Consider the following 13,360-nt stretch of genomic DNA (forward strand, 5'->3'; position numbering starts at 1 on the left):
GCAATCATATTATATAATCTCTACTGCTCTCTCACCATGAAAATTGCGATTGGAGCGATTGAGAGGAGAAGATGGAAGATCGATCTGATACGGAGCCGGGTGCTGATCCTGATCGACCAGTCGGGGTGGATAAAGTCGGGGATGACGGATATATGAACCCTCGTCCACGATAGTGCCCCTCTGAGACCCTGGATCCAGCCATACAACCTCCCGGTCTCTCCGGCATCTCCTGTCCCCAGCCGCCCGCTGATATCCACCGAGTCGATGCTGATCGGCAGGTGTGGAATTGGTGGGATTGATGGGATATGAAAGTCCTTCTCCTCCCCGGGAGGAGCCTCTTCAATCTCCTTCTCTTTCTCCTCTTTCACCATCTCAGGGAACGAAAATCTATGGACGCTCCGTCCGAAGAGGGAGAGCTCGATCAGCATCCCGGGAAGAAGAAGAATGGTGACCGGACCGAGGGATCCCCCCGCAGACCAGCCCTCCGGGTCGAGTGATCCCCGGATGGTGATGCAAAATGAGAGGAGGAAGGGGAGGATCACCCCTCCGATGCAGCTGATTATGAGAACCGGGAGGAGGAGATCCATTTACTCTTTCTTTGGGCTCCGCAGTGCATCGATCACCGATGGAAGGGATTCTGCGGCGGTTGAGATCGCCTGTGCAACCTCCCCCTTCTTCCCGAGTGTGAAGATCTGAACACCCTCGGCACCGGGAATGTCCTTATGAATAACCATCACTGCAATCGGGGTGACACCTGCGCCGGCCCCGGCACCTGCCCCCCCTCCGCCATCCTCAGACTTGCCTTCTCCGCCACCAAAGCCGAACCCGACCGAGGAGATGGTGAAGATGGATCGGTTCCCTGATTCGACCGGATCTGAAAGGAGGATGTTTGATGAGATCATCGTCTGAAGATGGTCAAGTACACCCTCTAAGACATTCTTCTCTGTCATGCGATGGAATGGATCGGACGGGAATATAAAACTCTCCTGAAGTCGGATGTACAAAACTGTATAACAATGTATATATATGTACAAAACACATGATAGAGTATGCACAGTAGTTCTGATACTCCGGTGATGCCATCGGACTGGTGACCTCCGCAACCGTCCTCTCTCTCCCGATTCCGGGTGCAGATCCGGTTGCGGTCTATGCAGCCCTCGCTGAAGGGCCTGGTTTTATTCTTGAGTTCCCGGATCTTCCGGTGACCCTCGGCTTCTCGTCTGAGATCATCGCCCTCCCGGCCGATCCAATTGAAACGCTCCGCTCCATCGCCTCTCATCCCCCGTTCTCCCCTGCCGGGTACCTTGGGTATGAAGGGGGAGGCAGATTCCTGATTCCCCGTGATAGTGCAGTCATCACTCCTGAAGAGATCACCCTCTCTTCCAGGCGTCCTGCCGATGAGGCTGTTGCCCATCTCCGGAAGATGGCTCAATCCCTCGAGGATGCAAATCTCTCAATGGAGATGGTGTCAGATGCCGCTCTTCCCACCGGTACTGCCACGACCATGGATCGTCCCGCCTTCACCGACGGTGTCCGGAGGCTCAAAAGACGGATACGGGATGGCGACTGTTATCAGGCGGTTCTCTCGCGGAGATTTGATCTCCCGTATGATGGGGATCCATCATTGATCTATGCGCATCTGCGTTCCAAGAACCCATCCTGCTATGGATATTATCTTGATTATGGGGATGAACAGGTGGCGGGGGAGAGCCCGGAGATGCTCGTCTCGGCACGTGGCCCTCTTCTCACAACCGTCCCGATCGCAGGAACAAGGCCACGCGGATCAGATCCCGATCATGACGAGGCCCTTGCAGAAGAGCTCCTGGCAGATCCGAAGGAGCGGTCCGAACACCTGATGCTCGTCGATCTTGCACGGAACGATATCGGCCGTGTTGCCCGCTATGGTTCGGTCCATGTCTCTCCGTATGCGGAAGTGGCACGGTATTCGCGGGTGATGCATCTCGTCACGACGGTATCCGCCGAGTCGGCCGGGGATTATGATGGTTATGATGCTCTCAGGTCCTGTTTTCCGGCAGGAACCGTCACAGGTGCCCCGAAGAAGCGTGCAATGAAGCTGATCGCAGATGAGGAGGGTGCTCCCCGTGGCATATATGCAGGGGCAGTCGGGATCGCAGGAGTCGGGGCGCTCGACTTTGCGATCACCATCCGGACGGTTGTGATCAGGAACGGGATAGCAGAGGTTCAGGCTGGTGCCGGTATCGTTGCCGGATCCGATCCCGACAGAGAGTTTGATGAGACGGCGATCAAGGCGGAAGCCTGCCTCCGTGCCATCTCGGCTGCAGGGAGGGGTCCATGATGAAGGTCGTCATCATCGACTGTTTCGACAGTTTCAGCTACAACCTCGTCCAGATCATCGGGGGTCTCGGGGCAGATCCCATCGTCATCCCGGCGGATCATACCCTCGATGAGGTCATTGCTGCGGATCCGGATCGGATCATCCTCTCGCCGGGTCCGGGAAGGCCGGGGGATTTCCCCCTTCTGGGGGGGGTCCTGACGACCCTCTCACGCGATTGCCCGACACTCGGTGTCTGCCTTGGCCATCAGGCGATCTGTACCGCTGAAGGGGGGTATATCATTCATGCACCCCGTCCGGTTCATGGCGAGGTGGCGGCCATCTCTCATGATGGAGCCGGGATATATACAGGGCTTCCAAATCCCTTTCCGGCCGTCAGGTACCACTCTCTTGTGGTTGACAGGGCCAGAATTCCGGACGATCTGGTCATCACCGCCAGATCTGTCGGCGATGATCTCCCGATGGGGATCCGCCACCGGCGGTACCCGATCGAAGGGGTGCAGTTCCATCCCGAGAGCTTCCTGACAAGAGACGGCCCGGGTCTGATGGATTCGTTTCTGAAGGAGGGGGTGATCGCATGATTCAGTCCATCTGCCGATCGATCATCGAGGGGATCCCGCTTCCACCCGGTGCGATAGGGTCTGCATTTGATGATCTCATCTCCGGATGCGCAACTCCTGCCCAGGCGGGTGCATTCCTGACAGCACTCCGTCATCATACCCTCACCGGTGAGGATCTCTCTCTCTGTGCGTCATACCTCCTCTCCCATGCCCGGCCCCTCTCTTTCGAGGGAGCGGAGAAGGCCGTTGATACCTGTGGAACAGGCGGTGACCATGCGATGACCTTCAATATCAGTACTGCCGCCGCATTCGTCACCGCAGGCGCAGGCATCCCTGTCCTGAAGCATGGGAACCGGGCGGTCACCAGCAGATCCGGCTCAGCCGATCTCCTTGCAGAACTCGGGGTGGCACCCGGTCTTCCGGCAGGGAAGGTTGGCGAGGCTCTCCGGATCGCCGGGATTGCGTTCCTCCCGGCAGGGCAGTATCATCCGGTGATGAGGAGCCTTGCTCCGATACGATCCGAACTCGGGTTCCGGACGATCTTCAATATCCTCGGACCTCTCTCGCATCCGGCAGGCCCGGTGAACCGCCTCCTCGGGGTTGCCGATCCCGCCCTTCTTCACCCTATGGCTGAAGCACTCCGGTCACTCGGGGTCAGGCGGGCGCTGGTCGTCTCCGGTGCCGGGCTTGATGAACTCGCACTCCATGGGGAGAACCGGATCCTTGAGCTAAAGGAAGGAACAATCTCAGAATATACGCTTCTGGCATCAGATCTCGGGCTTTCAGATGCTCCGGTTGCATCGTTTCGTGTGGAGAATCCTGTTGAAAGTGCCGGAATTGTCCGGCTTCTCCTCGGTGGAGAGGAGGGGCCCTGCCGTGATATCGTCCTTCTGAATGCGGCAGGGGCGATCATCGCCGGTGGCGGGGCTGAGACCTTCCCTGCCGCCCTCTCAATCGCAGAAGCCTCCATCGATGACGGGAGGGCCGCTGAGTGTCTCCGCCTCCTTGCAGGCTTTTCCGGGGGTGATCTCTCGTGATTGATGCCATCATCGCCGCCTCGCTCAGGAGGGGGGAGCTCCTCCCGGAGACCTTCCCCGATACCCGGGATCCGGTGCGACCCTTCTATGATGCACTCGCTGCGTCTGATCCTGCGGTGATCGCAGAGGTGAAGTATGCCTCCCCATCCGGCCCGACGGGTGCAACGCTCCCCCCCGGCCTCCTTGCACGTGAGATGGCCGCCGGTGGTGCGGCCGCCCTCTCGGTCCTGACCGAGCCGACGGTCTTTGGCGGCGATCCGTCCTTCATCAGGGAGGTGAAGCGGTACACCGATCTCCCGGTTCTGAGGAAGGATATCCTCGTCCATCCTGCACAGATCGCTGAAAGCCGCCATATCGGTGCTGATGCCGTCCTTCTGATAGCGATGGTCCTTGGAGATGATCTCCCGGCATTCGTCAATCATTCGTTTGCCTGCGGCCTTGAGCCGGTTATTGAGATCGCAGATGAGGTGGAACTCCAAGCGGCGGTTGCGACAGGTGCCCGGATCATCGGGATCAACAACCGGGACCTCCGGACGCTTGTGATCGACCCCGATCGTGCCTCCCGGCTTGGTCCCCTGATCCGGTCATACGGGCGTATCCCTGTTGCCATGAGCGGTATCATGGCACCGGACGATCTGAGAAGATACCGTGGCAGGTGCGGTGCGTTTCTGATCGGAACCGCGATTTCATCTGCAGAAGATCCAAAATCAGCCACAGAGGCGTTTGTATGTATGTAAAGATATGCGGGATCAGAACTCCCACAGATGCCCGCTCTGCGATCGATGCGGGTGCAGATGCCATCGGGATCATCCTCTCTTCGGACTCCCCCCGTTCGGTATCCCGACGTCGTGCAGAGGCGATCATCGAGGCAGCCTCAGGGAGGGTCGAGACGGTCTGTGTCACGACGAGCCGGTCTCCGGCAGATCTCCGGATGATATGCAGTCTCTCCCCGGATGCCGTTCAGATCTATCATCCTCTCTCTCTTCCGGACCGGTTCATCACCATTACTGACTGGGACGGGATCTCAGATCCCCCCGAGGGATCTGATCGCCTCCTCCTCGACCCCTCACGAGGACGGGGAATTCCGATGGATATCGACCATGCAGAGGCGGCAATCCGGCGAACCGATCTCCCGGTGATCCTCGCCGGAGGTCTCACCCCGGCATCGGTACCCGGTGTGATACATTCACTTCATCCGGCCGGGCTGGATGTCTCAAGTGGTGTCGAACAGCGGCCAGGCCTGAAGGATCCGATCCTGATGGAGGCATTTCTTCGGGCATGCAGGGGTGGTGTATGAGGTTTGGGCCTTACGGGGGCCGGTATGCCCCTGAGATCCTGATGGAGCCGCTCCGTGATCTTGCCGACGCCTATGATGCCTTCAGAGGGGATCAGCAGGCACAGGAAGAGCTCGGTTCTCTTCTCAGACGGTATGCCGGGCGTGCGACCCCGCTCTATCGGTGCAGAAATCTTGGAACAGAGACGGGTTCGATCATCTGCCTTAAGAGAGAGGATCTCCTGCATGGGGGTGCCCATAAGATCAACAATACCCTGGGCCAGGCGCTCCTCGCAAAGAAGAGTGGAAGGCGCCGCCTGATCGCTGAGACCGGGGCAGGGCAGCACGGTGTCGCGACTGCTATGGCGGGTGCGGTCCTCGGCCTTGAGGTGGAGGTCTTTATGGGGGTCGTCGATATGGAGCGGCAGGCCCCGAATGTCTCCCGTATGGAGCTTCTCGGGGCAACCGTAACCCCGGTGAGGACGGGTTCAAAGACCCTCTCTGATGCCGTCGATGAGGCGCTCCGGAACTGGGCCGCGACTGCAGACGACTCGCATTACCTGATCGGATCCTGTGTCGGGCCGGATCCCTTCCCCAGGATGGTCCGTGATCTCCAGTCGGTGATCGGAACGGAGCTGCGAGCCCAGTCCATTGCAGAGGAGGGGAGGCTCCCGGATGCGGCTGTTGCCTGTGTCGGCGGTGGATCGAATGCAATCGGGACATTCGTCCCCCTCCTCGGTGATCCGGTCCGGCTCATCGGTGCCGAAGCCGGTGGCAGGGGATTGAAGCCAGGGGATCACGGTGCTTCCCTCACCTGTGGCAGCCCCGGTGTGCTCCATGGTGCCTATAGCTCCCTCCTGCAGGATGAGGAAGGGAGGATCACTCCGACCCACAGCATCTCGGCCGGACTTGACTATCCGGGTGTCGGCCCCGAGCATGCCCTCCTCCGCGACATCGGCCGGGCAGAGTATCTCCCCGTCACCGATGCAGAGGCGGTAGCGGCATTCCGTCTCCTCTCCCGGAAAGAGGGGATTATTCCGGCACTGGAGTCAGCTCATGCGGTTGCTGCCGCCCTCCGTCTCGCAGAGGAGATGCCGGAGGGGAGTCTCATTACCGTCACCCTCTCGGGGCGTGGGGATAAGGATCTCCAGACGATCACCGGAGGTGGAGCATGACCCGGATAAGGGACGCCTTTGTCCGCCGGAATCAGCCCCTCCTCATCGCCTGCACCGTCGCCGGGGATCCGACCCCCGAGATCTCGCTTGCGGTGATCCGATCGATGATCACAGCCGGGGCAGATATGATTGAGCTGATCGTCCCATCCACAAATCCGGTTGCGGACGGTCCCGTCATCCGGCGGGGCCATGAACGGGCGATCCGCTCAGGCAATGGTATCGGGACGGTCTTCTCACTCATCGAGGCTGTCAGAAGAGAGAGCGAGGTACCGATCATCCTGATGACCTATGCAAATCCGGTCATCGCCAGAGGGGAGGATCTCTTTCTGCAGGATGCAGCCAGGGCAGGTGCAGATGGTATTCTGGTCGTTGATATGCCGCCTGAGGAGGGAGCGTCCCTCATCACGCAGGAGAGGCTTGATCCCATCTTCATCATCGCCCCATCGACACCCACGATGAGGATGAAGGAGATCGGTACTCTTGGAAGGGGCTTCCTCTATCTTGTCTCGGCCCCAGGTGTCACCGGGAGGCGGGACCATCTCCCGGCGGATCTCGGTTCCCGGATAGAAACGTTGAAGGCGGTAACCAATCTCCCTGTCGCCGTCGGATTTGGGATTGGATCCGCCGGGACCGCAGAAGAGGCTGTTTCTGCCGGTGCGGATGCCGTCATCGCCGGTTCAGCAATCACCGCCGCAATCGAGGCATCAACCGGAGATCCCGCCGGGGATGTACGGGCGGTGGTTGGGAGCATCAGGGGAGGGATCCGCCCTTCCTGATCCTCTCGAGCCGCCGGGCGATGATCCCTGCAGCATCGATGACCGTCTTCGGTTCGGGCTTGAGTATCGCGACCGGGATATCGACGACCCGCTCGATGATCGAGGCGAGGACCGGGGCACAGATGACCCCGGCGGCACCTTCCTTCCTCGCCTCAACAGCCGCGGTGATGCACTCGTCGATGGAGTTTGCCGCATACCCTTTCAGCCGGACAGGCTCCCCCTCAACCGGGATTTCAGATCCCTCTATCTCGTCGAGAAGAAACTTGGCGGCGATGACTGCGATGAAGCGCCCCTCCTGGGGTTCAAGCGTTCCAACGATCCGCCGTACCGTCGAGAGGCGGGGGTCCCGCTCTCCTGATGCGATCTTATAGAGTGTTGCCGGAGGGATGCCGGTCTTCTGGGAGAGCTCCCGGACCGTCATATCCCTCCTCTTCAGCTCCTCTTCAAGCGCCTCAGCAAATTCAGTCTCAAAGATCCGACGGGAGAACATTATCATAGGATATGTGCATGGATAGATAAGATTCATCCCATCATCATGATGAGAACCATTTCATCATCACGATCCCGTCTTCGCCATCCTTGTAATAGCTGTCATAAGTGAAGATCTCCTGATATCCGAGGCTCCGGTAAAAGGCGATCGCATCCAGATTTGAGATCCGTACTTCAAGCTGAACAGCTGTTGCACCATGCAGGATGAAATCATGGTCTATCCTGTCGCTGAGAGCACGGCCGAGACCCCTGCTCCGGTATTGTTCGGCAACGAAGAGTGTACAGAGGTGGCCGTAGACGACTTCCCCGGTATTCTCAAGTCCTCCACCGACAAAGCCGATGATCTTTCCGTCCGCGACGGCCACAAAGAATGAGGTGAGATAGAGGGTCATTGCCTCACGGATTCCCTCCTCTCCCCATGGGTCGCTGAAGGCCTCCTTCTCAATCATCGAGATCTCAGGGATATCAGCCGGGATCGCCCGCCGGATGTAATATCCGATCCCAAACCCCGGCTCTGGTCGTACCGTCACCATCTTTCTTTAGAGTACAGTACCTACTACTACGTGGAGTTTTCCATGGTTGCCATATATCCGTTTACAGCACTCCGCCCGGCACCGGAGGAGTCTGCATACGTTCCATCAGTCCCCTATGATGTTGTCAGTGCAGAAGAGGCTGCTGCATGTATCGCCGATAATCCAAAGAGTTTTCTCCGGGTGATCCGATCCGATGCAGAACTGCCGGACACCCCTTGCTATGATGAGGCGGTTTATGAGCTTGCCCGCGCGGTCTTCATCGAGATGCAGGAGAAGGGCCTCTTTGAAAAGGATGCTGAGGAGAGCTACTCTGTCTACCAGGTGGAGGATGAGGGAGAAATCTTCACCGGCCTTGTCGCCTGTGTCGGGGTTTCGGAGTACCAGAACCGGGTCGTCAGGCGGCATGAGCTGACCCGGTATGACAAAGAGGAGGACCGGACACGACATATCGATGCGGTTAATGCAAATACCGGCCAGGTCTTTCTTCTGTACCGTGATCCCGGCGGTATTCAAAAGTATATCGAGGATGCGGTGGCAGGTGAACCGATTGCAGAGACGACGACGGTATCCGGTTCGATACACCGGATTTATCCGATCAGGGAACCGGCGATGATCAGGGAGATCACCACCCTCTTTGCAAACGTACCGTCCCTCTATATCGCCGATGGTCATCACCGTGCGAAGAGTGCCGTCAATGTTGCAGAGCGGCGCAAGGAGAGGGGAGATCTCACAGAGGAGGCGACCCGGTTCATGGGTGTCCTCTTTGCACATGACTCGGTGCTCATCCATGGTTATTCCCGCCTGATGAAGGATCTGAATGGTATGACTGCGGAAGAGTTTCTTGCACAGCTCACCACCGTCTTCACCGTCCGTGAGATCTTCAGCCCGGATCTGCATGCATCGACGATCCCACCGATGGCAGGCGATTCCGATCGCTACTGTATGCACCTCTATCTTGCAGGACGGTTCTATGAACTCTCTCATCCGATCGACCCGGCAACAGATGCCATCGGCCGCCTTGATGTCTCGCTCCTCCAGGAGAAGGTCCTCTCCCCACTCCTTGGGATTCATGATCCCCGTGGTGATGCACGGCTTGACTTCATGGGTGGTGCAGCACCAATTGCTGATCTCATCGCCCGTGTCGATTCGGGTGAGTATGCCGCGGCGATTCTGATGCAGCCGATCGATGTCAATGACATCTGTGCAATCGCCGATGAGGATGGCATTATGCCCCCGAAATCGACATGGTTTGAGCCAAAACTTCTGTCGGGCCTCGTGGTACATCTTCTTGACTGACCGTCCCGGTGATCCAAAAGCTGATAGGATTTGAGGAGAGAAGAGATATCAGATACATACCATGTACCCTCTTCTGATCCTCGCTCTCCTCCTCCTCGTATCAGGGTGCATAGCGCCTTCCCAGGATGAGCCTCTCCCCTCTCTGGTCTTCCTTGACCCTCCCGGGGATGAGGATCTCCGGATTTGCCTTGATGAAGCAGTTGAAGCAGCGGGTGAGCCGGTATTCCTGATCATCGGCCGTGATGTCCATCCCGATGGGACGGCGGCATCATGGGCGATCCTTGTCCGCGATCCGGAGGGTGCGTTCCGGATGGTGTATATCACCCCCGGGGAGATCGTCTTCACCGAATGGGAGGGGCGGGATCCTGAAAGGACGGTCGATCCCGGAACGTTCCCCTTCCCTTCCGAACCGGCACCCGTGATCATCTGGGAGGGGGCTCGCGGTTGAAGGACAGGGCGATGGTCACCATCGACTTCCTGGTCGGTTTTACCATCTTCATCTCCGCCTTCATCATCGTCGTTGCCATGGTTCCCCACCCCCTCTTTGCCGTCCAGTCAGCACGAATCGATTATGATGCCGTTGCGTACCGGACGGGTGTCATCCTGGTCGAAGATCCCGGTATGCCGACATCCCCTGATTTTCCTGTCTGGGAACAGCAGATAGATCCCGGGGAGGTCATCCGGATGGGGCTTGCCGTCGAGCGGGGGAGCCCCCATATCCTCTCCCCTGCGAAGGTGGATCGCTTCTTTGATAGAGACTTCTTTACCTATCCTGACGATTACCAGCGTTCCCTCATCTTCGGGGATTACCCGTACTCCTTCAACGTCACCCTCAGCCACAAAGGGACGCAGCGGTCTGTCGGGCCTCCCCCTCCCGAGCAGTTTGGCGTGGTGAGGCGGGTGGTGGTGGTCAAGGAGACCTCATCCCTCATTCGGGATGGCGCAGATTCCGCCCATAATGAGTTTCATCTTCCAGAGAATCTGACCGGCGATCAGCGCCTCATGATCGAGATCCCATGTCCTACCCTTATAGATCGTTCGGTTGAACCCCTCTTCCGGATCGATCCCAGGACTGATCCGCTCCAAATTGAGGTCCGGAACATCAGAGAGTACCTCAATGTCCCCGTCAATGAGACCGTGGTTCTTCATGAGATCCTGATCGCGAGGCAGGGGATCACCATCCCGTTTGCCGCGTATACACTTGAGATTGACGAGGATGAGGTCGTCTCCCTCGATGATACGCTGCAAACCAGCAGGATGGTGCCGGGTAATCTGACATTTACCCTTCATCCGGTTCCAAATCCTCCCTGGCGGCAGGCAGATACGATAGCGATCACGTTCATCTTTTCGGATAATCCGGATGGTGCCGATCACCAGGTGATCACGTATGATTACGGCACTGTATTTATTCCACCTGCAGAGCCGGGGATCCTTGAGGTGGCGGTATGGTAGTGCGGGATGGTGCAACCCTCTATACCATCGAGGGGGTTGCGGCAGCACTTCTGATGATCGTAACCGCAACAATCGTCTTCCAGGCGATCAGTATCTATACGCCGGGTGATACCCATATTGATGATATGCTCCTTGAGCAGCTCGGCGCTGATGCTCTGGCGGTGATGGATCTTCCCCAGGGCCAGGGTGAGCTGACGCTTCTTGAAGAGGTGGTCCAGGATTGGAGTCCAGATGCATTTGACGCCGCTTTTTCACCGCTTCTCAGGGAGCGTTCCTTTGCAGCTGAGGATCCCATACAGTACTCTGCGGAGATCTCATATCGGGCAGGTGATGAGGTGGCGAGTGTGACTTTCTCAGATCCTCCCGGCTATGTTGCCACAGGACGGGATCCGGCAGTACGGGTGACGAGATGGGTACAGATTCATCCCGGTCATTCTGTTCCGATCCCCCATACCGGGAGATCACAGGTGGTTCTCCTTGAGGTGATCCTGTGGCGGGGCTGAATGAAGACGGGCAGTGGATCGTCCTGATGGGCTTTCTCATCAGTATCGCTATTCTTGCCTTGATGCTCATCGTCAGTCAGGCGACGCTTGTCGGCCAGACAACGGCAGAAGGGGTGATCGAATTTCCAAAACATGAGATCCGCGATCTCAGGTCCGAGGTGATCCGTTCCGTCCATCTCCAGACGACGGATGCTATCCTTGAGGATATGCGGCTTCTCTCGCTGAAGAGGAACCATGCGATTGTTTCAGTGGATTGGAGACCTGAGCCGAATATGACTCATCCGATGACGAGGGTGATGATACGGTATAATAACGGAGTTACTGTGTATGAAGAGACCCTGCTCGTCTGACGGTGTTGCAACCCTTATCGGCTATATCATTATTACCGGAGTACTGATGGTCCTCCTTGTGATGGTGATGATCACGTCCAACTATGCCCTGATGGAGAGGCCGGCTGAACGGTTCACGTACCATTCCTTCGTCGATATCGGCAACGGGATGTCTGTCCGGGTGGTGGATGTCTATACCATCGCCCCGGTGAACGGCTCTATCGTCTCTGAATTTGATATCCCTGAGGATGTCCTCGGTGCCGGTTATCGTATCACGGTCAGGCGGGCAGATTCTGATCAGGAGATAGAGGTGAAGAATGAGCGGTCCGAGACGGTGATCTCTCTTGCCGGAATCGGAGCAACGAGAGCGGTCGTCGGATCGACGACCGGGGGCGGTTGGAACAGGATCATCTATGATTCCGGGGGTGTCTGAGATGAGGCAGGATGATGCGGTATCGGAGGCGATCGGATTTATCCTCATCTTCTCGATCGTCGTGACCGGGATAGCTATCGTCGTCCTCTATGGTCTTCCCCTCATCGTTGCCGGCCAGAGCGGGGCAGATGTGCGGAACATGGAGCAGACGATGATCGTCCTTCAGAACGATTTCAAGAGCCTCAGCTATAAGATGGTCCCCTACAAGGAGACGGCACTCCAGGTGCAGGGAGGGGTGCTGACGGTGACGGATGCCTCGGGATCCTTCGTTGTCGGAATCGGGGGTACCGGGGATCTTCTGACCAGCACCCCCGGCCAGCTCCGGTATGTAGCGGATCACGACAGGACGCATATCGTCATCGAAAATGGTGCTGTTCTCACCCGTCCGGGATTTGCGAGAGGGTCTGCGATGATTGCAGAGCCGCGATGGTACTATGATGATCCGAGCAATACGCTGATCCTCTCGTTTATTGAGATCGATACCGGGAGGACCAGATCCATTGCGGGTGTCGGACGGATCGAGATGAAAGGCGTCTCCGTAACGACAGATGAATATCCGCTTGGTGCAGGGGAGTATGTCTATCTCCGCTATACCGAAGATCCAGAAGATGACTATTCAGTTGCCTGGGGCAATTATTTCACCGAACGTCTCGGATTTGTTTATTATGGTGGTGAATACCAGAGAGATCATGTCGATCTTCTCGTCATCAGAACGGTGGTTATCCGGGTATCCGGATTCTGAAATTTTTTTTAAAAAGAGAAAATATCAGAGGTAGTTGTGGGATCTGAGCCAGTCCACCTGCGGCTTGGTATAGCGATAGATGATATCGGCCTTCTCATCCTGGAAACTCCAGGGAATGACGATTAAAATATCTCCTTCCCGGATCCAGACCCGCTTCTTGATCTTCCCTTTGATCCGCCCCATACGGGTGATTCCGTCCCCGCAGCGAACCCGGATATGGTTTGATCCAAGCATCAGGTCTGCAACAGCGAATTGTTCTTTCATACGTTTATTTGGAAGACGGACACGCACGACCTCTTCCGGTTCTCCGGGTTTTCTGTAATTTCCAGTCAGATGATCTACCTCTTTCTCCCCCACGGTATTGTTGCTGAATGTATCCATTCATAGCGCAGGTATCTGGTATAGGTATTTAAATTATAGTTACTTAAATCCCAAACTATGCTCTCAC

General features: G+C 57.2%; 19 protein-coding genes. 14 read left to right on the forward strand and 5 right to left on the reverse strand.

Annotated elements, in window-relative coordinates; genetic code table 11:
* Positions 1-20: 20 nt before the first annotated feature.
* Complete coding sequence (locus RJ53_RS10525; RefSeq protein WP_211531587.1) at positions 21-587, reverse strand: DUF2953 domain-containing protein; 567 nt, start codon at positions 585-587, stop codon at positions 21-23.
* Positions 588-950 (reverse strand): spore germination protein GerW family protein, encoded by a 363-nt coding sequence (locus RJ53_RS10530; RefSeq protein ID WP_211531588.1) that lies wholly within the window; start codon positions 948-950, stop codon positions 588-590.
* Positions 951-1,090: 140 nt separating this feature from the next.
* Between RJ53_RS10530 and RJ53_RS10535 the strand changes: the two genes are divergently transcribed.
* From RJ53_RS10535 to trpA, 7 genes are read left to right on the forward strand one after another with little or no spacing between them, the layout of a single operon-like run.
* Positions 1,091-2,317, forward strand: a complete 1,227-nt coding sequence (locus tag RJ53_RS10535) for an anthranilate synthase component I family protein (protein ID WP_211531589.1) — start codon at positions 1,091-1,093, stop codon at positions 2,315-2,317.
* Positions 2,314-2,895, forward strand: a complete 582-nt coding sequence (locus RJ53_RS10540) for an anthranilate synthase component II (RefSeq protein ID WP_246496099.1) — start codon at positions 2,314-2,316, stop codon at positions 2,893-2,895. The genes RJ53_RS10535 and RJ53_RS10540 overlap by 4 nt, the downstream gene beginning before the upstream one ends.
* Entirely contained in the window at positions 2,892-3,911 is a 1,020-nt protein-coding gene (gene trpD, locus RJ53_RS10545) for an anthranilate phosphoribosyltransferase (protein WP_211531590.1), read from the forward strand. Before RJ53_RS10540 ends, trpD begins: the two co-directional genes overlap by 4 nt.
* Complete coding sequence (locus RJ53_RS10550; protein ID WP_211531591.1) at positions 3,908-4,648, forward strand: indole-3-glycerol-phosphate synthase; 741 nt, start codon at positions 3,908-3,910, stop codon at positions 4,646-4,648. The genes trpD and RJ53_RS10550 overlap by 4 nt, the downstream gene beginning before the upstream one ends.
* Positions 4,639-5,208 (forward strand): phosphoribosylanthranilate isomerase, encoded by a 570-nt coding sequence (locus tag RJ53_RS10555; RefSeq protein WP_211531592.1) that lies wholly within the window; start codon positions 4,639-4,641, stop codon positions 5,206-5,208. The genes RJ53_RS10550 and RJ53_RS10555 overlap by 10 nt, the downstream gene beginning before the upstream one ends.
* Positions 5,205-6,359: a tryptophan synthase subunit beta gene (gene trpB, locus RJ53_RS10560; protein ID WP_211531593.1), complete on the forward strand. Its 1,155-nt coding sequence runs from the start codon at positions 5,205-5,207 to the stop codon at positions 6,357-6,359. Before RJ53_RS10555 ends, trpB begins: the two co-directional genes overlap by 4 nt.
* A complete protein-coding gene (gene trpA / locus RJ53_RS10565) occupies positions 6,356-7,135 on the forward strand; it encodes a tryptophan synthase subunit alpha (RefSeq protein ID WP_211531594.1) in 780 nt (259 codons plus the stop codon). The genes trpB and trpA overlap by 4 nt, the downstream gene beginning before the upstream one ends.
* Here trpA and RJ53_RS10570 read toward each other — a convergent pair.
* Together RJ53_RS10570 and rimI are read right to left on the reverse strand one after the other, a co-directional pair.
* Positions 7,110-7,625, reverse strand: coding sequence for a helix-turn-helix domain-containing protein (locus RJ53_RS10570; protein ID WP_211531595.1), 516 nt, complete (start codon positions 7,623-7,625; stop codon positions 7,110-7,112). The two genes, trpA and RJ53_RS10570, sit on opposite strands and share 26 nt — an antisense overlap.
* A 43-nt stretch (positions 7,626-7,668) precedes the next feature.
* Positions 7,669-8,157, reverse strand: a complete 489-nt coding sequence (gene rimI, locus RJ53_RS10575; protein WP_211531596.1) for a ribosomal protein S18-alanine N-acetyltransferase — start codon at positions 8,155-8,157, stop codon at positions 7,669-7,671.
* 42 nt (positions 8,158-8,199) lie between these two features.
* Here rimI and RJ53_RS10580 point away from each other — a divergent pair, with 42 nt between their 5' ends.
* The 7 genes from RJ53_RS10580 (at position 8,200) to RJ53_RS10610 (ending at position 12,912) form a co-directional block, all read left to right on the forward strand.
* Positions 8,200-9,453 (forward strand): DUF1015 domain-containing protein, encoded by a 1,254-nt coding sequence (locus RJ53_RS10580; RefSeq protein WP_211531597.1) that lies wholly within the window; start codon positions 8,200-8,202, stop codon positions 9,451-9,453.
* 61 nt (positions 9,454-9,514) lie between these two features.
* Positions 9,515-9,901 carry a hypothetical protein gene (locus RJ53_RS10585; protein ID WP_211531598.1) on the forward strand — a complete coding sequence of 129 codons (387 nt, stop codon included), beginning with the start codon at positions 9,515-9,517 and terminating at the stop codon, positions 9,899-9,901.
* The gene (locus RJ53_RS10590; RefSeq protein ID WP_211531599.1) at positions 9,898-10,905 is read left to right on the forward strand and encodes a hypothetical protein; all 1,008 of its coding nucleotides are present in this window, start codon (positions 9,898-9,900) and stop codon (positions 10,903-10,905) included. The genes RJ53_RS10585 and RJ53_RS10590 overlap by 4 nt, the downstream gene beginning before the upstream one ends.
* Positions 10,899-11,408, forward strand: coding sequence for a DUF7288 family protein (locus RJ53_RS10595; protein WP_211531600.1), 510 nt, complete (start codon positions 10,899-10,901; stop codon positions 11,406-11,408). The genes RJ53_RS10590 and RJ53_RS10595 overlap by 7 nt, the downstream gene beginning before the upstream one ends.
* On the forward strand, positions 11,396-11,758 hold the full coding sequence (locus tag RJ53_RS10600) for a hypothetical protein (protein WP_211531601.1): 363 nt from the start codon (positions 11,396-11,398) through the stop codon (positions 11,756-11,758). The genes RJ53_RS10595 and RJ53_RS10600 overlap by 13 nt, the downstream gene beginning before the upstream one ends.
* Positions 11,736-12,170, forward strand: a complete 435-nt coding sequence (locus RJ53_RS10605; protein WP_211531602.1) for a hypothetical protein — start codon at positions 11,736-11,738, stop codon at positions 12,168-12,170. The genes RJ53_RS10600 and RJ53_RS10605 overlap by 23 nt, the downstream gene beginning before the upstream one ends.
* 1 nt (position 12,171) lies before the next feature.
* Positions 12,172-12,912: a DUF7289 family protein gene (locus tag RJ53_RS10610; protein WP_211531603.1), complete on the forward strand. Its 741-nt coding sequence runs from the start codon at positions 12,172-12,174 to the stop codon at positions 12,910-12,912.
* Between the two features lie 24 nt (positions 12,913-12,936).
* Here RJ53_RS10610 and eif1A read toward each other — a convergent pair whose 3' ends face one another.
* Entirely contained in the window at positions 12,937-13,293 is a 357-nt protein-coding gene (eif1A, locus tag RJ53_RS10615) for a translation initiation factor eIF-1A (RefSeq protein ID WP_211531604.1), read from the reverse strand.
* Positions 13,294-13,360: the final 67 nt, after the last annotated feature.

Source organism: Methanocalculus chunghsingensis (assembly GCF_018132105.1).
GTDB lineage: Archaea > Halobacteriota > Methanomicrobia > Methanomicrobiales > Methanocorpusculaceae > Methanocalculus > Methanocalculus chunghsingensis.